This is a genomic window from Hydrogenovibrio crunogenus, assembly GCF_004786015.1.
Classification (GTDB): Bacteria; Pseudomonadota; Gammaproteobacteria; order Thiomicrospirales; family Thiomicrospiraceae; genus Hydrogenovibrio; species Hydrogenovibrio crunogenus.
This window is the reverse complement of the sequence record NZ_CP032096.1, coordinates 1,831,886-1,851,059: the sequence shown is the minus strand read 5'-3', so window position 1 is coordinate 1,851,059 and position 19,174 is coordinate 1,831,886. Positions and strand designations below refer to the sequence as shown.

Below are 19,174 nucleotides of genomic sequence, written 5' to 3'. Positions count from 1 at the left end.
TAAAGGAAATATTTATGTTGAAATTCGCATTGTTAGGTTGTGGGCGTATCGCAAAACGTCACTCTGAACTATTAGGTAATAACCAAATTGATAACGCCCAGCTAGTTGCTGTTTGCGATATTGTAGAAGAAAAAGCCAAAAAAATTGGTGAACAGTTTGGCGTGCCATACTTTACTGATATGAATGAAATGCTTGAAAAAATTGATATGGATGTTGTCTCAGTCTTAACCGAAAGTGGCTACCATGCAGGGCATGTTATTGAGGTGGCAAAATATAAAAAACATATCGTAGTTGAAAAGCCTATGGCTCTGACGCTTGATGATGCCGATGCCATGATTAAAGCCTGTGACGAAGCTGGCGTTAAGTTATTCGTGGTTAAACAAAACCGCTTTAATGTGCCAGTAGTGAAGACAAGAGAAGCCTTAGAAGCAGGGCGCTTTGGTAAATTAGTGTTAGGTACTGTGCGCGTTCGTTGGTGTCGCCCACAAGCCTATTACGATCAAGACTCGTGGCGTGGAACTTGGGCGCTAGATGGTGGCGTATTAACAAATCAGGCCAGTCATCACGTTGACCTTCTTGAATGGATGATGGGTGAAGTGGAAAGCGTACAAGCAATGAGCACAACAGCGCTTGCTAATATTGAAGCCGAGGATACGGCAATCGTAAATCTGCGTTTTAAAAATGGTGCATTAGGCATTATAGAAGCAACCACTGCGGTACGACCTAAAGACTTAGAAGGCTCTTTATCAGTTTTAGGTGAGTCAGGAACAGTTGAAATTGGTGGCTTTGCAGTCAATCAAATGAAAGTTTGGAACTTTGCTGAAGAGCAAGAAGGTGATGCGGATGTGATGGAAAAATATTCTGTCAACCCGCCAAATGTGTACGGTTTTGGGCATCAAGCTTACTATGACCATGTTGTAGATTCCATTCTAAACAACAAAAAACACTTAGTTGACGGATTGCAAGGTAGAAAGAGTCTTGAACTGATCAATGCTATTTACGAATCCATCGAAACCAAAAAAGAAGTCTTTTTACGTTTTAAGCCGAAACATTGTCGCTTAGGTCAAAAAAATGAACCAGCCTAATCTAAAAAGCGTTTCGATCCGTGATGACGTGGTTTTTGGAGAAAACGTCACAGTCGTACAGCCTGTTAACCTTTACGGCTGCGAAATCGGTGATAAAACCTTTATCGGCCCGTTTGTTGAAATTCAAAAAGACGTCAAAATTGGCCAGCGCACACGCGTGCAGTCGCACGCATTTATTTGCGAATTGGTCAGCATTGGTGATGACTGCTTTATTGGGCACGGCGTGATGTTTATAAATGACCTCTTCGCAAAAGGCGGCCCGGCTCGTGGCGACACCACGCTTTGGAAAAACACCAAAATTGGCAACCATGTATCCATTGGCAGCAACGCCACCATTCTACCGGTCGAGATTTGCGATCATGTTGTTATAGGAGCCGGTGCTGTGGTCACCAAAAATATAACCCAGTCAGGTATCTATGCCGGAAATCCGGCCAGAAAAATAAAGGATTTAGAATCAAATGGTTAAGTTTTTAGATTTAGCGGCGCAATACCAAACCATCCAACAAGACATAGATACGGCAATTCACGATGTCATCGCAAAATCGGCTTTTATAGGTGGAGAGTACGTCAGCAAGTTTGAACAAGAGTTTGCCGATTATTGTAACGTCGAGCATTGCATCGGTGTCGCGAACGGCACCGATGCGATAGAAATTGCCATAGAAGCCCTAAACCTACCACAAGGCTCAGAAATTATCGTGCCTGCCAACTCGTTTATAGCCAGCTCCGAAGCCGCAACCCGACAAGGGCATAGAGTCGTGTTTGCCGATTGTGATCCACAATCTTACGTCATCTCGATTGAAGATGCGAAAAAACGCATTACACCTAAAACCAAAGCGATTATCGCGGTTCACCTATACGGCCACCCGTGCGATATGGACGCGCTACAAACTCTAGCCGACCAACACGGCTTATGCATTATTGAAGACTGCGCCCAATCGCACGGTGCCGAATATAAAGGCAAAAAAGTAGGCTCCATTGGCGACATCGCTACCTTCAGTTTCTATCCGGGCAAAAACCTGGGTGCCTATGGCGACGGTGGAGCGATTACCACCAACAATCCTGAACTTGCCAAAAAATGCCGCATGATTGCCAACCACGGACGAATCGCCAAATACGATCACGAATTCGAAGGGCGCAACTCTCGCTTAGACGGACTGCAAGCCGCCATTCTATCGGTTAAGCTAAAACATTTACCGGCATGGACAGAAAAGCGCATCGCCGTAGCGGATTACTATCTTGCGAATTTAAAAGACATCCAGCAAATCACTTTACCTGTTAGACAAAATTGGGCAAGACAGGTTTATCACCTGTTTGTCATCCGCACTGCAAAGCGTGATGAACTTAAAGCATTTCTTACAGAAAAAGGAATTCAAACCGGTATACATTACCCGATTTCATTGCCCAAGCTAAAAGCTTATAATCATACAAAACAGGCTAATGAAAACATGTTTGCAAACAGCTCAGATATTAAGCTTCTTAGTTTACCTATAGGTGAACATTTGAATGAGCAAGAGTTAAATCGAGTGGTAACAGCGATTAAAGAATTCTTTGAATGAAAAAAGTTGTTTATTTTCTTAAAAACAACTCTATTTTTTGGATATAGAGTTAATGCAACACGTTAAATATAGAGAAGACATTGATGCACTGAGAGGTTTAGCGGTTTTATTGGTAGTTATCTATCATGCTTTTCCAAACCTGTTACCCGGCGGGTTTATTGGTGTTGATGTTTTTTTTGTTATTTCGGGGTATTTGATTACCTCGATTATGATGCTTTCAATTCAAAGAAATGAGTTTTCATTAAGAGATTTTTATGCAAGACGTATCCGTCGCTTATTTCCAGCGCTGATTACGGTTTTGTTATTTGTTTTATCCCTTGGTTGGTTGGTTCTGTTCCCTGAAGAGTATGAACAGCTAGGTAATCATGTTGCCAAGAGCGTGATTTTTGTACTCAATTTTGAGCTTATAAATGAAGTTGGCTATTTTGATGTAGAGAGTCACTACAAACCGTTGCTACACCTATGGACACTGAGTGTTGAAGAGCAATATTATTTATTATGGCCATTAATTGTTTTGCTTTTTTTAAAGTTTAATAAGCATCCGTTTTTTTTACTGGCATTTATTTTTATATCTTCATTAGTCGCTAATCTATATTTTTCTTCAGGATACACACAAGAAACTTATTACCACACCTTAACCCGTTTTTGGCAGTTAGCGGCAGGCTCTCTCCTGGCTGTAGCGTTATTAAATAAAAAAGTTAATAGCAATAAGCTATTGTTGATAGGTGGGGCGTTAGTTATTGCCTTTTCTGCTATGTTTATAAATAGCAATATGGCTTATCCAGGATATTGGGCTATTTTGCCAGTATTGGGAGCGAGCTTGATTATCGTTGCTAATGCACGTTTACCATATTACTTTGGTTTGGTTAAACTGGGGTTGATAAGTTATCCGCTTTATCTCTGGCATTGGGTGTTGATCTCTTTTTTGTATATTTATCTTGGCCGACAACCAGAGAACTTGGTGTTGTTTGTCGCAATTTTAGTTGCGCTGCTATTGTCATATCTTACTTATAAATATATTGAACGGCTTCGCTATAAAAAACAATCGGTGCCTTATTTAATTCTCGGGCTTATCATTGTCGGTTTAATGGGGTTTTATGTTCAGCACAAAAAAGGAATCCCCGAGAGGGCTGGTGTACAAAGTTTTGTAGATGCGAATGAACAATTCAAAAGAACAACAGCAAAAGATGATGACTGCGTTAATTATTCGAATCGTGCACTAGGAAGTGCTCAAATCTTTAATTACTGCCGTTCATCCGAGATTGAAAAAAATAAGTTGGTCGCAATAATCGGCGACTCACATGCGCATGTTCTATTCCCAGGTATCGCAAAAGTAGCTCATGATCATGGGTATGGCACATTGTTATTAGCAAACTCAAGCTGTCCGACCCTTCAAGGTTTTAAATGGGGTCGAAATCCCAAAGAAGTAGAGTCTTGCGAAATAAAAATCGAACAAATTTCCACAATCTTAGAAAAAGATCAAAAAATTGAAAAAGTGATTGTGGCAACCAGAGGCCCTGTCTATATTAATGGAGAAGTAGATGGTGTGTTTACACCTGAAACAGTGAAGAAAAGTTTAAGTATCGTAAAAGACGACAAGCATACTTATAAAACCTATTTTGACGGCTTTAACAAAACTCTTATGCAATTAGAAAATATCTCGCACATAAACGAAGTTTTCTATATGTTAGAAAACCCAGAGCTAGATTTTTTGCCTAAAGAGGTAATTCCAAGACCCTATGATTTTTTTGAGATCAGTCGTAATCGGAGCTTTATGGATAAGAAGCTTTATTTACAAAGAATGTCGATTTACCGAAGTTATGCTACACATTTAAATTTTTCTAAATTAAGCATTCTTGATCCAATTGATGTGCTTTGTGATGATAAAAATTGTTATTCCAATAAAAACGGGCAGTTTTTATATGCGGATGATGATCATTTTTCTGTGTATGGATCAGAATTAATTGCATGGTTTTTCGAAAATCAGATTTTTAAAAGGTAGTTTCAAATAAAAAACTCGTTGCACACAACCGTTAAGTTGGCGAAGTTGCGGATAAATAGAGAGTTCTCGAGCATTTTGCATTGACTTGGAAGAATATTGGAAAGCATGTGACTAATAACGTAAAGCAAACTGTAAAACTCAATATCGCTATTGTTGGAGGCGGAATTAACGGCATTATGACAGCTTGGGAATTACTCAAGCAAGGTCATAGTGTTACGTTATTTGAAAAAGATGAGGTCATGAAACAAACCTCATCGGCTTCCTCAAAATTACTGCACGGTGGACTTCGCTATTTAGAAAACTATGAATTTCGTTTAGTCAAGGAAGCTCTTAAAGAACGCCAATGGTGGATAAAGCAAGCGCCACACCTCGCGCAACCATTAAAACTCTTCATCCCAATTTACAAAACCAGCCGCCGACCCGCTTGGATGTACAAAGTCGGCTTATGGTTATACGACACCCTAGCCGGTAAACAAAACATCGGCAACCACCAAAGCCTCACCAAACAACAAATGCAGCAGGCTTGCCCAGAATTTAAAACCGAAGGCTTGATTAAGGGCTTTTCCTATTACGATGGCCAAATGGACGACTACCAACTTGGCCTTTGGGCACTTGACCAAGCCAAAAAAAGCTCATGTCATTGTGAGGAGCAAAGCGACGTGGCAAGCACCAGCAGGTTAGCATTAAAAGAACACACTGAAGTCACTCAAATCGACCCACAAGGCAACCTAACCCTTGCCAACGGCAAAATGCAAACCTACGATAAAATAATCAATATCGCTGGCCCCTGGGCAGAACAATTATTAAAACAAAGCAACATAAAACCTGCATACAACCTAGATCCAGTACGCGGCAGCCACATACTTATTGAAGACACAGTCATCCCGAGCGAAGGCAACAAGGGATATCCAAAAGGCAATCAACTAGGCTACCTTCTTGAAATCCCCAACGAGCACCGTATATTCTTCGTTTTACCTTATCAGGGAAGAAGACTAATCGGTACAACAGAAATACGCCAAACCCTAAGCGACGACATAAAACCCAGCGAACAAGAAATAGACTATCTAATCAACGCCTATAATTACTATTTCAGAGTGCCGATCAGCAAACAAAACATCGTCCAAAGCTTTGCAGGCCTACGCCCATTGGTTAAAAGCACTGACAACCCAAACAAAGCCACTCGTGAATACGCTATTGAACACAACCAAAATCTAATTAGCGTAATCGGCGGAAAATGGACAACCGCAAGACAGCTCGCCAAAAAAGTATCAGGTCTGGTGAAATGATCAAACGTCTCAAGCCTAAATCTGAATTTAGCCGTAATGTGTTGACCTTAATGACCGGCACAACTATTGCACAGGCATTGCCTATCGCAGCAGCCCCAATTTTAACCAGAATTTTTACACCTGAAGACTTTGGATTGTTTGCATTTTATTTTGCAATCGTATCAATATTGGCTGTTTTGGCGACGGCCCGATATGAATTAGCAATAGTTTTGCCGAAAAGAAAGTCCGATGCCTATCAGATTGTTATCTTGTCGTGGTTGATAGCTACAGCTGTCAGTGTTTTAACATTTTTTTTTATTTGGATATTTGAGCTCCAGATAATTAATCTCTTAGAGAACCCTAGTCTGGCCAATTGGCTTTATTGGATACCGATGAGTATATTTTTAATGGGAATATACCAGTCACTATACTATTGGTTCAACCGTGAAAAAGAATATAGAAACATGGCAAATAGTCGGGTGATACAAAGCACAGCGATGGTCACAGGACAAGTAGGGTTCGGTACTCTGACTAAACTTTCTGCACTAGGTTTGATTTTAGGACATGTCGTTGGTCAAATCATAGCCACGTTATATATGGCAAGTAAGTTTATTAGAAATACGCGTAAGGTACATAAGCCACATAAATTAAAACAAATTGTCTTGGCAAGAAGATATGTAAACTTCCCCAAATTTTTACTTGTTGCACACACAATGAACGCCACGTCTCACCAGCTACCGAGTATTTTGTTTAATATATTATTTTCAGCAACCGTCGCAGGCTTTTATTTATTGGTACAAAGAGTAATTGGTGCGCCAATGACAATTATTGGTGGAGCAATTGGTGATGTATTTAGACAGCAAGCAAGCCAGGCTTATGCCGCAAGAGGTGAATGTGTCACTGAGTACAAAAGCACACTAAAAAAACTTTTCATTATTTCTGTGGTTCCTTTTGTAATATTTATTTTTATAGCTCCAGAACTATTCGCTATTATATTTGGTGTAGAATGGCGAGTTGCAGGAGAATATGCACAGATTTTAGCTCCAATGTTTTTTATACAGTTTATATCAAGGCCATTAAGCGTGATGTTTTTAATTGCAGAACAGCAATCTAAGTATCTAATAATTCAATTATTTTTATTTTTTGGAATTATTCTGTCTTTTTTTACAGGCAAAGATGTTAAAGAAGTTTTGATCTTAATATCATTTAGCTATTTATTAACGTATTTATGGGATTTATATTTATCGCATAAGCTAAGTTATGGAATAGAAACTAAGATTTAGTAGTTTTATATGTGACTAGATGTAATTGCTTTTATTATACCCTCTGTCGGAAAATTGTAAATTAGAGTGCGACTAAAAGTGGGGGCATAGGTAATAAGTTTTTAATTGCGTTAGATGTTGCACTTATGAGTTGAATCTATGATTAAAATAGAGCTAAAGAAAAAAGGTTTTAAAAGCTTGAAAAAAACTACTATCAATTCAATGGTACCAGTTAAATACTTAGTTATGTCATTTATTTATATGGTTCTTCTTAATGTTAATTATATATTTATTAAGACAAGTGGTTTTTCTTTATATCTAGGTGGCTGGTTTGATTTTGAATTTAGTTGGTTTTCTCTATTTTCATCAGTTATATTTGGTTTATTAATCCTTTACACGTTCTTAAAAAAAATAAACAGCATTTATTCAATGTTAATGTCGGCAATAGTTTTTTTTGGGGTGCTTCCTGCAATTGTTATATATTCATATACCGGTGATGTGTCAAAGTATTATTTTTATTTTTTCTATGTTTTTCTTCTTCTATTGTTCTCCTTTTTTGGAAGGAGGGAGGTTAAATTTTCTAAAAAACAAGATATAAGTAAACAGGCGAAGGTGAATGTAGGAGTTTTAAGACTTATTGGTCTTTTGGGTTTGATATTGTTTTTTTATTTTTTGTTTAAAAATTTTTCAAATCTAAGTTTTGCAAGTTTTGACGAAGTTTATGATCAAAGAGCGCTTTCGAAAGAATTAATTATAGGGTTTGATAAATATTTATATTTATTTATGAAGTTTGGGTCTGGTTTTGCATTTGTTCTTTTAGCATTTTACTTTAAATCGTTTTTTTATTTTTTTATGTTTGCAATTATCTTTATCTTTGATTATTTATTGGGTGCGCACAAATTTTCTCTATTTGTTATTGCTTTAACGTTTGTTTTCTTTGTGTATGTCAAGTATAAGTTTTTGTCAAAAATTAAATTAGAGTATTTGTTCTTTACTATTTGCTTTTATTTTTTATTAATGATTTCAATTCTAATTCACACGGTTAAAGATGATTTTTTACCTTACGTAGTGGCAATATACGATAGGTTGTATTTTGTTACAGCTGGTATTTTTTCAAGGAATTATGAATATGTTAATATTCATGGTTTCTTTTATGGAGGATCATCAAAAATCGGTTCTATATTTAGTGCTGAACCTGTAGATGTTTATTCTGCTATTGGAGCTTATTATTGGGCTGATGGAGTGGTGGCAAACACGGATATTATTTCGGATGCATATGTTAATTTCGGTATTTTAGGGGTGTTTATTACATTGTTTGTTTTTTGGGGGGTTTTCAATAGGGTGGATGATAAGTTTTTTAATCAAAACAAGGATGTGTTTTTACCAGTTTTAATACTTTACTCTATTTCGGCTGTTTATAGTCTTGGATTGTCCATTGCTTTATTGTCAGGTGGTTTAATGTATTTGATTTTTTATACAAAGTTTAGGCGTTATGTATAACAATATTTTCCATATCACCACTGTTCACAAACGACATGATGTTCGTGTTTATTTAAAAGAGTTTAAATCATTAAGCAAGCAGTATGAGTGTTCTTTGGTTGTTAGTGATGGTTTGGGTTCTGTTTTTAATGCAGACGATAATTCGCGAATTGTTGATATCGGTGTGGCTCCAGGAAACCGGCTTGTGCGCGTTGTCCAAAACTATCGATCTATTTTAGATTTTGCAAATAAACATTCGAATGTTCAGAGTGCTAATTCTGTTATGGTGGCACATTTTCATGACCCTGAAAATTTGTTTTTAGCTTATATGCTTTCGAAAAGAGGTTGGGTTGTTGTATGGGACTCGCATGAAGATTTTCCTCGTCAGTTGTTGTTTAAAACTTGGATTCCTCTTTTTATCCGAAAACCTTTTTCTTTTTTCACAGAAATGCTAGAAAACTTTGTTGTGAAAAGAATCAGTGGTGTTGTAGCGGCAACTCCACTTATTGAAGAACGATTTAAAAAACTTAACCCTAATACGGTTTGTGTGAAAAACTACCCCATTCTTGACGAATTTATTGGTATCCCATTCGAAAAAAAGTCGAGCAAAGTAATTTGTTATATTGGCTCTATTAACTTCGAACGTGGCATTAAAGAGTTGTTGGACGCCTTAGTTGTATTGGGTGCAGACTATAAGCTGATTTTGTGCGGTGTGTTTGATGCCCAAGAAACTGAAAATTATGTTAGAGCCCATGCGGCATGGGCGCAGTTAGATTACCGTGGTATGGTGGACAGAGAAGGCGTGTGCCAAGCTTTAGCTGATTCTAATGTCGGAATGGTTACTTTGCATCCCAGTCCAAATCAGTTTGAAGCGTTGCCTATAAAACTTTTTGAATATATGGCAGCGGGTTTGCCTGTTGTTGCTTCAAACTTCCCACTTTGGGAGTCCATCGTTAACGAAGCTGGTTGCGGTAAGTTGGTTGATCCGCTTTCAGTAAAGGAAATAGCGGTTGCTATTAGAGATATTTGTGAAAATGTTGATTTGTCTTCGCGTTATGCTCGTGCTGGTAGAGAGGCGGCTTTGGCTAATTACAGTTGGGCTTCAGAAGAAAAGGTTTTATTAAAGTTTTATGAGGGTTTTTTTGCCGATGCCAAATCCAAAAGTTAGTGTTGTAATGCCTTGTTATAACCATGAGGATTATGTTGAAAAAGCAATTTTAAGTGTTTTAAATCAGTCATATAAAAACATTGAACTGATTGTTATAGATGATGGTTCTAAAGATGGTAGTCCAAAGCTTATTGAAGCCTTAGCTAATCAATATGGTTTTAAATTTATTGTTCAGGAAAATCAAGGCGTTTGTAAAACGTTAAATCGGGCAATTCAAGAGTTTTCATCAGGTGAGTACATTGCTGTTTTGGCTTCAGATGATTATTGGGATAGTAATAAAATTGAAAAGCAGGTTGCTTGTCTGTCCACTTTAGATACTTCAGAATTTTGCTATACACAAGCGGTCGAGTTTGATTCTGAAAGTGGGCGTGAGTTACGCGTATTTCCAAAAAAACTGATGGTGGGGAATGTCTTGAACAAGATTTTTGTTCGCCAGCATGTTCCTGCTGGCTCAATCATGTTTTCTCGAAAATTGTTTGATAAATTAAATGGTTTTGATGAAAGGTTAAAAGAAGAAGATTGGGATTTTGTTATACGTGCAGCGGCTGAAACCGAGTTTAGTGCGATAAAGGAGCCTTTGTTTTTTTACCGTTCCCATGCGTTAAATACAATGAAGTCGCGTCCGAGGCGTCAAATTTTTCACGATAAAGCAAAAATCTTGTCTAAAAACTATTCACTCGTTTCGCCGCATATTTGGCTGTTTTCAGTGATACTGCATTTCTTTTATGATCACATGCTAAGTATTTTAAAAAGGTAATCTGTTTTTATGTTTTGTATTTTAGTTACCGGTGGTGCCGGTTTTATTGGTAGCGCAGTAGTTCGCCATATTATTAACGACACAGACTATTCGGTGGTGAATGTTGATAAGCTCACTTATGCCGGTAATTTGGAATCGCTAAAATCTGTCGAAAACAGCGAACGCTATGTCTTTGAGCAGGTCGATATTTGTGATGCGGTTGAACTCAAGCGCATGTTTAACCAACACCAGCCCGATATCGTGATGCATTTGGCTGCGGAATCTCACGTTGATCGGTCTATAGACGGCCCTGGTGAATTTATTCAAACCAATATCGTTGGTACCTATATCTTGCTCGAACAAGCAAGAGCTTATTGGTCAGGGCTTGAAGGCGATAAAAAAGCCAATTTCCGCTTTCACCATATTTCGACTGACGAAGTTTATGGTGATTTGCCACACCCGGATGAAGTATTAAGTAGTCATCCTGAGCAAAGCGAAGGATCTTCAGCGCACGACCTAGATTCTTCACCTGCGGTTCAGAATGACAAGCTTATGCTTCCTCTCTTCACCGAAACCACCGCCTACGCCCCAAGTTCCCCCTATAGCGCATCAAAAGCGAGTTCAGACCATCTGGTGCGAGCCTGGCAAAGAACCTACGGATTACCAACGTTAGTTACCAATTGCTCAAACAACTACGGCCCATATCACTTCCCAGAAAAACTCATTCCATTAGTAATCCTTAACGCACTAGAAGGCAAACCGCTCCCCGTGTATGGCAAAGGCAACCAAATCCGAGACTGGCTATATATTGAAGACCACGCCCGCGCTTTAGTGCTCGTCGCAACCAAGGGCAAAATAGGTGAAACCTACAACATCGGCGGCCATAACGAAAAACAAAACATCGAAGTGGTCAAAACCATTTGTGCGGTGTTAGAAGAATTCTATCCCAGTGAAAATAACCCCAATATCGACAGCTACTCGTGTCAGCCCGGTAATGCGGGTAGCTATGTGGCATTGATTAAATACGTCGCCGACCGCCCAGGCCACGACATGCGTTACGCCATCGACGCCAGCAAAATCCAACGCGAACTCGGCTGGACACCACAAGAAACCTTTGAGTCGGGTATACGCAAAACCGTACAATGGTATCTCGACAACCAGGCCTGGTGCCAACACGTGCAAGACGGCAGTTACCAAAGAGAAAGATTAGGAAGTAAACAATGAAAGGCATTATCTTAGCAGGCGGCTCCGGTACAAGGCTTTACCCGATTACGCGCGGTGTATCAAAACAGCTATTACCCGTTTACGACAAACCGATGATTTATTACCCGCTATCGGTATTGATGCTGGCAGGTATCCAAGACATTCTGATTATCACCACGCCCGAAGATCAAGCCGGGTTTATCCGTATGCTGGGCGACGGTAAAGACTTTGGAGTAAACCTAACCTACGCCGAACAACCCAGCCCAGACGGACTTGCCCAAGCGTTTATTATCGGCGAAGAGTTTATAGGCAGCGACAGCGTGTGTTTAGCCTTAGGCGACAATATCTTTTGGGGGCAAGGCTTTTCACCAATCCTAAAACGCGCAGCCACCAGGCCTGGTGGTGCAACCGTATTTGGATACCAAGTTAAAGATCCGGAACGCTTTGGTGTGGTAGAATTCGACCAAAACCAAAAAGCCATTAGCCTAGAAGAAAAACCAGCCAAACCCAAATCCAACTTTGCGGTCACCGGCTTATACTTCTACGACAATGATGTAGTAGAAATCGCCAAACAAGTCAAACCCAGCAATCGTGGTGAACTCGAAATCACCACCATCAACCAAATGTACATGGAACGAGGTGATTTGCACGTTGAACAACTCGGACGTGGTTTTGCTTGGTTAGACACCGGCACCCACGAAAGTCTATTAGAAGCCGCCATGTTTGTCGAAACCATCGAAAAACGCCAAGGCTACAAAATCGCCTGCCTAGAAGAAATAGCCTGGCGTAATGGCTGGCTAAGCAACGAACAAGTTATGCAAACGGCGAAAGCTTTATCAAAAAACAGCTATGGGCAATATTTAGCCGATTTGTTGGAGCATAAGTTATGAGTTTAATCAAAACTGTAAACTTTAAACCACTTGGTGATGACCGTGGTTCACTGGTGGCACTTGAAGCCAACAAAAGCGTGCCATTTGAAATCAAGCGTGTTTATTACATCTTTGCTACCAAACAAGGTGTATCACGTGGCTTCCACGCTCATAAAAACCTAAAGCAACTTGCTGTCTGTGTGACGGGTTCTTGTCGTTTTGTTTTAGATAATGGCAAACAGCGTGAGGAAATTACCCTCGACAGCTCAACAACTGGCTTAATCATCGAAGATCTTACTTGGCGAGAAATGCACGATTTTTCGCCAGACTGTGTGCTGATGGTACTAGCCAATCAGTATTATGATGAAAATGACTATATCCGTGACTACCAAGAGTTCTTAAATGTCGTCAAGCCAACCTAAATTTAAAATCCATCCGTTAGCCGATGTCCAAACCGACCAAATTGGTGACGGCACCACCATTTGGCAATTTAGCGTGGTGCTAAAAGGCGCAAAAATCGGCCAGAACTGTAATATCAACGCCTTAACTTTGATTGAAAACGATGTGGTGTTGGGTGATAACGTCACCATCAAATCCGGAGTGCAAGTTTGGGATGGTTTACGCATTGGTGATAATGTGTTTGTCGGCCCGAATGTCACCTTTACCAATGACTTCACCCCGCGCTCCAAACAACGCCCGACAGATTTTCTGCAAACCACGGTTGAACACCATGCTTCCATTGGCGCAAACGCTACCATTATCGGTGGCATTACAATTGGGCAATACGCCATGATTGGCGCAGGAGCCGTGGTCACCAAAGATGTCTCTGCTAATTCCTTGGTTTATGGTAACCCTGCCAAACAACACGGCTATGTCTGTGAATGTGGTATTAAACTAAAAAATTATATGTGTGAAAATTGTGGTGCTCAATATAAACACGAACAAGATACAATACAAAAAATAGAGCAAGAAAAAAGATGATCCCATTTTTAGATTTAAAAGGCATTAACGCCCAATATAGAAACGAATTAATCGAAGCGGCGACTCAAGTTATCGATTCTGGTTGGTATGTTCAAGGGACACATGTTAAAGCCTTTGAACATGAGTTTGCAGACTATTGCGGAACTAAACACTGCATTGGCGTAGCTAATGGACTGGATGCCTTAATTCTTGTGCTACGTGCGTGGAAAGAACTCGGCAGACTGAAAGAGGGCGATGAGGTCATTGTCCCCGCCAATACTTATATTGCCAGTATTCTCGCCATTACAGAAAACCGCCTAAAACCGATTTTAGTCGAACCTGATGAGCATACCTACAACCTAGCGCCAGGCTTAATTGAACAAGCCATTACGGCCAATACCAAAGCGATTTTAGCGGTGCATCTCTACGGCCAGCTTGCACCCATGCCCGAAATCATGGCGATGGCCAAAAAACACAACCTATTGGTATTAGAAGATTCCGCCCAAGCCCATGGCGCACAAATTGACGGCAAAAAAGCCGGCAACTGGGGCGATGCGTCAGGCTTTAGTTTTTACCCCGGCAAAAACCTTGGCGCACTCGGCGATGCCGGAGCCGTCACAACCAACGATGACGCATTAGCGCAAACCATCCGCGCACTTGGCAATTATGGCAGCCACAAAAAATACGAAAACCTCTATCTAGGCGTCAACAGCCGCCTAGACGAAATGCAAGCCGCGTTGCTTCGCGTCAAACTAAAACACCTAGACCAAGAAACAAAACGTCGCCAACAAATCGCGGCGATGTATTGTGAGGGAATAAATAACCCATCAATCGCTTTACCCATTCAAGATTCAAAATTAAACATTAAACATTGCGCAAGCCATGTTTGGCACCTTTTCGTCATCCGCACCACCGAGCGCGAAAAACTGCAAACCTATTTAACCGAGCAGGGCATCCAAACCCTAATCCACTACCCCATTGCACCACACCACCAAAAAGCCTACCAGGCCTGGTCAAACCAAAGCTACCCGATAACTGAAGCGATTCACAATCAAGTGTTGAGTTTGCCGATTAGTCCTGTGATGCCTATTAATGATTGCGAAAAGGTGATTAGTGCTCTCAATGAATGGTGTTTAGATGATTGAAAAAATAACTAGGGTTATCAGTACTGATGATGTTCTACGCATTTCAGAGTTACATAAAAAAAACTATCCAGATGGTCACCTTACAAAGTACTTTTCGAAGTCATTTTTATCTGTTTACTACAGTTATTTTTTGCATAGAGGTTGCACATTAGTTGTTGATCGTAATTTGGATGGGGAGATAGATGGTTTTGTTTTAGCGGGTAAGAATTTGGCTGATCTTATTCGTGAATTTAAAAAAGATTTTAAGCTTTTAATCATTAAAGAGTCCTTGCTTAATATCCGTCAAGCTTTGCAATCTTTTTTGTTGAAGTTTAAGAGCCTATTAACGTCGTCCAAGTCAATCGATGAGGCTGAATTTTTAATATTATCGATTGTTTCTGATGATAATACTAAAGGCGTAGGATCGCGCGTGATATCTGCGTTAATCTCAGAGTCCGCAGGGCAGGATTTGGGGCTTTATGTAAAAGTTTCAAATATTAAAGCGATTAACTTTTATTTAAGGCATGGTTTTTCTATTAAAAATTATATTTCTGGGCAGTTTTACATGGAGCTGTCTGGTATTGTTTAGTTGAGGTGTGTGTAATGTTTATTCCCTTTGCTTTGCCTGAATTGGGTGAAGAGGAAATTGAAGAAGTAGCAGAGGCTCTTCGTTCGGGATGGGTCACAACTGGCCCTAAAACTAAACAGTTTGAAACATCTTTTTCTGAGTATATTGGCGACGGTGTGCAAACGATTGCAGTTAACTCAGCTACAGCGGGTTTGCATTTGGCATTGGAAGCGATTGGTATTGGTGAAGGTGATGAGGTGATAACCACAACCCATACTTTTACTGCGACCGCCGAAGTGGTTCGATATTTAGGGGCGGATGTTAAGCTGGTTGATATTGATCCTGTTACGATGAATATCGATCCAGAAGCAATTCGTAAAGTGATAACGCCTAAGACTAAAGCTATTATGCCGGTGCATTATGCTGGCTTGAGTTGTGATATGGATACGATTTTTGATATTGCCGATGAGTTTGGTTTGAAAATTGTTGAGGATGCTGCTCATGCTTTGCCTACAACTTATAAGGAAAAGTTGATTGGTTCTTTGCGCTCTGATGTGACAGTGTTCAGTTTTTACGCTAATAAGACGATGACTACGGGTGAAGGCGGAATGATTGTCACAAAGTCTCAACTACTTGCTGACAGGATGCGAGTAATGCGGTTACATGGTATTAATCGTGATGCATTTGATCGTTTCCGTTCTGAAAAGCCTGCTTGGTATTATGAAGTCGTTGCACCTGGATTTAAGTACAATTTGACTGATATTGCTTCAGCTATGGGGATTCATCAATTAAAACGTTTACCTAAATTTTTGAAACGTAGACAATATTTGGCTAAACGCTACTTTGATGCATTAACTGATTTGCCATTGATATTGCCAGCAAAGGCACCTGAAGGTGATATTCATTCGTGGCACTTGTATGTGTTGCGATTGAAAGAAAATGCACCAATGGGTCGTGATGAACTCATTCAGTTCTTAGCGGATAGAAAAATCGGCACCAGTGTGCATTATGTTCCATTGCATCGCCACCCGTATTGGCGTGATCGTTATAACCTGACTGCTGAGATGTTCCCTCAGTCTGATAAAGCTTACCAAGCTATGCTCAGTATTCCGCTTTATACCGCAATGTCTGATGAACAACAGGATCGTGTTATTTCTGCGTTGCGTGAGGCGTTGCTGTGATAAAACGATTGTTTGATTTTTTTGCATCTTTACTGGGTTTATTGTTTTTATTTCCAATTTTTTTAATTATTGCGATTTTGATTAAATTGGACTCTAAAGGCCCCGTTTTTTTTAGACAAGTTAGGGCCGGATTGGATGGAAAATCTTTTCGCATTCATAAGTTTAGAACAATGCGTGTTGATACAGAGTCGGCAGGTCGCCTAACTGTAGGTTCAGATAGTCGCATAACTAAATCCGGCTATTTTTTAAGAAAATATAAAATTGATGAGTTGCCTCAGTTACTCGATGTTTTAATTGGAAAGATGTCACTAGTAGGCCCACGTCCAGAAGTTCAAGAGTTTATTGAAGAGTACCCTGTTGATGTTCGTAATAAGATTTTGTCTGTTCGGCCTGGAATTACGGATTTAGCTTCAATAGAAATGGTTGATGAGAATGATATTTTGGCAGGATACGAAGATGCTCGCCAAGCATATATTGATGAGATTTTGCCGATTAAACAAAAGTATTATCTAGAGTATGTTGATAATCAGTCACTCGGTTTGGATATCAGAATTATTTTTCTTACTATAAAAAAAATAGTAAGCCGCTAATTACTTTTATGATGCGTGAGATCGACGCTCAAGCGTATCTCCCAACCTAGTCTAGTGCTACAATTTAGAAAACAAAATTAACCCACAAGTATTTTTATGAAAATAGTTCGTCAATTAGTTGAGTTGCCACGTTGGTCAAAGCGCGTAATATCCGTATCGTTGGATGTTGTGGGGCTTTTGTTTGTCTCGGTGTTGGCGATCTGGCTGCGTTTTGGCGATACCGTTTTTCCAGTTATCGCTTATTATCCTGCTATTTTCTTATTGCCTGTTCTGGCGATTCCCGTTTTTATTAATCAAGGTTTGTATCGTGCGGTGATTCGTTATATCGGCTCGCGGTTTGCGGTGACGGTATTTGTTGCGGTGACTGTGGTGTTTGCCGTTTGGGCGGCGGCGATCTTTATGTTGGATCTTAAGTATCCGCGTTCGTCGATTGTAATTAGCTGGTTGTTGGCCTTGTTGTTTATTGCGGTGACGCGCATGAGTATGCGCTGGCTGTTAACCCAGGGTATAAAAGGTGCGTTTGGTCGCAAGCGCGTGGTGATTTTTGGTGCAGGGTCGTCTGGGCAGCAGTTGTTAAATGCGATTGTGCGCATTCCTGGTTTAAAGGTCGTGGGCTTTATTGATGATGATAAGGCGCTAAAAAAACACGTTATAGGCTCGGTTAAAGTTTATAGCCGTGCGGATTTGCAGCGTTTGATTAATGATTATGATGTGTCGGAAGTGTTTTTGGCGATTCCGTCTTTACGTGCGTCGCGTCGTAAGGCTATTTTGGAGTGGTTAGAGCCTTATCCTGTGAAAGTGTCCACGCTGCCGGCGATGGATGAAATTGTCGCGGGGAAGGTCTCTTTTTCCGATATTCGGGAAGTGGCAATTGAAGATTTGTTGGGGCGCGATCCCGTTCCCCCCCAGCCGGAATTGTTGTCTCGGTGTATTTCACAGCAGACAGTGATGATTACCGGCGCGGGGGGATCTATTGGGTCAGAATTGTGCCGTAAAGTGTTGCGACAACGCCCGAAAACGTTAGTGCTTTATGAAATGAGCGAATTTGCCCTGTATCACATTGAACAAGAATTAAAGCAGTCAAAAGAACTGCAAAAGACCCAATTGATTGGCATTTTGGGCAGTGTGTTGGATGAAGCGAAGTTACAGCGTGTTATAGAGTGTTATGGCGTCAACACCATCTATCATGCGGCGGCTTATAAACATGTGCCGATTGTGGAACATAATATTCAGGAAGGCATTGTTAACAATGCGTTTGGAACGCATATTGCCGCCAAGGTGGCGGCGGAATGTGGCGTACAAAATTTTGTGTTGATTTCAACGGATAAGGCCGTTCGCCCTACCAATGTGATGGGAGCCAGTAAACGCTTGGCAGAAATGGCATTGCAAGCGCTGCAGGTGGAATATCCTAACACCCGGTTTGTGATGGTGCGTTTTGGGAATGTGCTCGGGTCATCCGGCTCTGTGATTCCATTGTTTAGACAACAAATTGCCGATGGCGGGCCAGTAACAGTGACTCATAAAGAGATCACCCGCTATTTTATGACCATTCCAGAAGCCGCTTCCTTAGTGATTCAGGCGGGTTCGATGGGAGCAGGGGGTGATGTCTTTGTGTTGGATATGGGGGAGCCGGTTAAAATTGCGGATTTAGCGCATAAAGTGATTAAGCTGTCAGGCCTGGATGTGTTGGACGAAGCGGGTAATGGTGATATTGAAATTCAGTACACTGGCTTGCGCCCGGGTGAAAAACTTTATGAAGAGCTTTTGATTGGTCATAATGTGGATGGGACGGACCACCCAAGAATTATGAAAGCGCATGAAGACTTTATGGCGTACGCGGATTTAATGCAGGAATATATTCAACTAGAACAAAGCTTAACACAGTATGCGTATGATTCAGTGATAGAGCAACTCACCCGCATTGTTGATGGTTTTGATCATACTTCGGGGATAGTTGATTACTTAAACAACCCAAAAGCCAATAATAATATCGTCAGCATTCGCGCGAACTAATCTATTGGGTAATTGCTCTAAATCTGTGGTCAAAAAATTTGATCATGATATGTCTCCATTAAGGGAATTAAAGCAGGCCGTCTCAGAGGTTGTGTAATGACCCAGTCATTCAT

Annotated in this window: 18 protein-coding genes; all 18 read left to right on the top strand. The window is 40.4% G+C overall.

Annotation, left to right across the window (positions count from 1 at the left end; genetic code table 11):
- The first annotated feature begins 14 nt into the window (after positions 1-14).
- The 18 genes from GHNINEIG_RS08870 (at position 15) to GHNINEIG_RS08785 (ending at position 19,061) form a co-directional block, all read left to right on the top strand.
- A complete protein-coding gene (locus GHNINEIG_RS08870) occupies positions 15-1,085 on the top strand; it encodes a Gfo/Idh/MocA family protein (RefSeq protein WP_135796317.1) in 1,071 nt (356 codons plus the stop codon).
- Positions 1,072-1,551 (top strand): acyltransferase, encoded by a 480-nt coding sequence (locus tag GHNINEIG_RS08865; protein WP_135796316.1) that lies wholly within the window; start codon positions 1,072-1,074, stop codon positions 1,549-1,551. The genes GHNINEIG_RS08870 and GHNINEIG_RS08865 overlap by 14 nt, the downstream gene beginning before the upstream one ends.
- On the top strand, positions 1,544-2,641 hold the full coding sequence (locus GHNINEIG_RS08860; protein WP_135796315.1) for a DegT/DnrJ/EryC1/StrS family aminotransferase: 1,098 nt from the start codon (positions 1,544-1,546) through the stop codon (positions 2,639-2,641). Before GHNINEIG_RS08865 ends, GHNINEIG_RS08860 begins: the two co-directional genes overlap by 8 nt.
- Positions 2,642-2,693: 52 nt before the next feature.
- The gene (locus GHNINEIG_RS08855) at positions 2,694-4,643 is read left to right on the top strand and encodes an acyltransferase family protein (protein ID WP_135796314.1); all 1,950 of its coding nucleotides are present in this window, start codon (positions 2,694-2,696) and stop codon (positions 4,641-4,643) included.
- Between the two features lie 107 nt (positions 4,644-4,750).
- Entirely contained in the window at positions 4,751-5,929 is a 1,179-nt protein-coding gene (locus tag GHNINEIG_RS08850) for a glycerol-3-phosphate dehydrogenase/oxidase (RefSeq protein WP_223260869.1), read from the top strand.
- Positions 5,926-7,191 (top strand): lipopolysaccharide biosynthesis protein, encoded by a 1,266-nt coding sequence (locus GHNINEIG_RS08845; protein WP_189636867.1) that lies wholly within the window; start codon positions 5,926-5,928, stop codon positions 7,189-7,191. The genes GHNINEIG_RS08850 and GHNINEIG_RS08845 overlap by 4 nt, the downstream gene beginning before the upstream one ends.
- Positions 7,192-7,329: 138 nt before the next feature.
- Positions 7,330-8,670, top strand: coding sequence for a hypothetical protein (locus tag GHNINEIG_RS08840; RefSeq protein WP_135796312.1), 1,341 nt, complete (start codon positions 7,330-7,332; stop codon positions 8,668-8,670).
- Positions 8,663-9,817 carry a glycosyltransferase gene (locus GHNINEIG_RS08835; protein ID WP_135796311.1) on the top strand — a complete coding sequence of 385 codons (1,155 nt, stop codon included), beginning with the start codon at positions 8,663-8,665 and terminating at the stop codon, positions 9,815-9,817. The genes GHNINEIG_RS08840 and GHNINEIG_RS08835 overlap by 8 nt, the downstream gene beginning before the upstream one ends.
- A complete protein-coding gene (locus GHNINEIG_RS08830; protein WP_189636866.1) occupies positions 9,798-10,574 on the top strand; it encodes a glycosyltransferase family 2 protein in 777 nt (258 codons plus the stop codon). The genes GHNINEIG_RS08835 and GHNINEIG_RS08830 overlap by 20 nt, the downstream gene beginning before the upstream one ends.
- Before the next feature lie 9 nt (positions 10,575-10,583).
- Positions 10,584-11,777, top strand: a complete 1,194-nt coding sequence (locus tag GHNINEIG_RS08825) for a dTDP-glucose 4,6-dehydratase (RefSeq protein ID WP_135796309.1) — start codon at positions 10,584-10,586, stop codon at positions 11,775-11,777.
- Entirely contained in the window at positions 11,774-12,646 is an 873-nt protein-coding gene (rfbA, locus tag GHNINEIG_RS08820) for a glucose-1-phosphate thymidylyltransferase RfbA (protein ID WP_135796308.1), read from the top strand. Before GHNINEIG_RS08825 ends, rfbA begins: the two co-directional genes overlap by 4 nt.
- Positions 12,643-13,047, top strand: a complete 405-nt coding sequence (locus GHNINEIG_RS08815) for a sugar 3,4-ketoisomerase (protein WP_135796307.1) — start codon at positions 12,643-12,645, stop codon at positions 13,045-13,047. Before rfbA ends, GHNINEIG_RS08815 begins: the two co-directional genes overlap by 4 nt.
- The gene (locus tag GHNINEIG_RS08810; RefSeq protein ID WP_135796306.1) at positions 13,028-13,606 is read left to right on the top strand and encodes an acyltransferase; all 579 of its coding nucleotides are present in this window, start codon (positions 13,028-13,030) and stop codon (positions 13,604-13,606) included. The genes GHNINEIG_RS08815 and GHNINEIG_RS08810 overlap by 20 nt, the downstream gene beginning before the upstream one ends.
- Positions 13,603-14,730, top strand: a complete 1,128-nt coding sequence (locus GHNINEIG_RS08805) for a DegT/DnrJ/EryC1/StrS family aminotransferase (protein ID WP_135796305.1) — start codon at positions 13,603-13,605, stop codon at positions 14,728-14,730. Before GHNINEIG_RS08810 ends, GHNINEIG_RS08805 begins: the two co-directional genes overlap by 4 nt.
- Positions 14,723-15,298: a GNAT family N-acetyltransferase gene (locus GHNINEIG_RS08800; RefSeq protein ID WP_135796304.1), complete on the top strand. Its 576-nt coding sequence runs from the start codon at positions 14,723-14,725 to the stop codon at positions 15,296-15,298. The genes GHNINEIG_RS08805 and GHNINEIG_RS08800 overlap by 8 nt, the downstream gene beginning before the upstream one ends.
- Positions 15,299-15,312: 14 nt before the next feature.
- Positions 15,313-16,458 carry a DegT/DnrJ/EryC1/StrS family aminotransferase gene (locus GHNINEIG_RS08795; RefSeq protein ID WP_135796303.1) on the top strand — a complete coding sequence of 382 codons (1,146 nt, stop codon included), beginning with the start codon at positions 15,313-15,315 and terminating at the stop codon, positions 16,456-16,458.
- Entirely contained in the window at positions 16,455-17,048 is a 594-nt protein-coding gene (locus GHNINEIG_RS08790) for a sugar transferase (RefSeq protein WP_135796302.1), read from the top strand. Before GHNINEIG_RS08795 ends, GHNINEIG_RS08790 begins: the two co-directional genes overlap by 4 nt.
- Positions 17,049-17,144: 96 nt before the next feature.
- Positions 17,145-19,061, top strand: a complete 1,917-nt coding sequence (locus GHNINEIG_RS08785; RefSeq protein ID WP_135796301.1) for a polysaccharide biosynthesis protein — start codon at positions 17,145-17,147, stop codon at positions 19,059-19,061.
- The last annotated feature ends 113 nt before the right edge of the window (positions 19,062-19,174 follow it).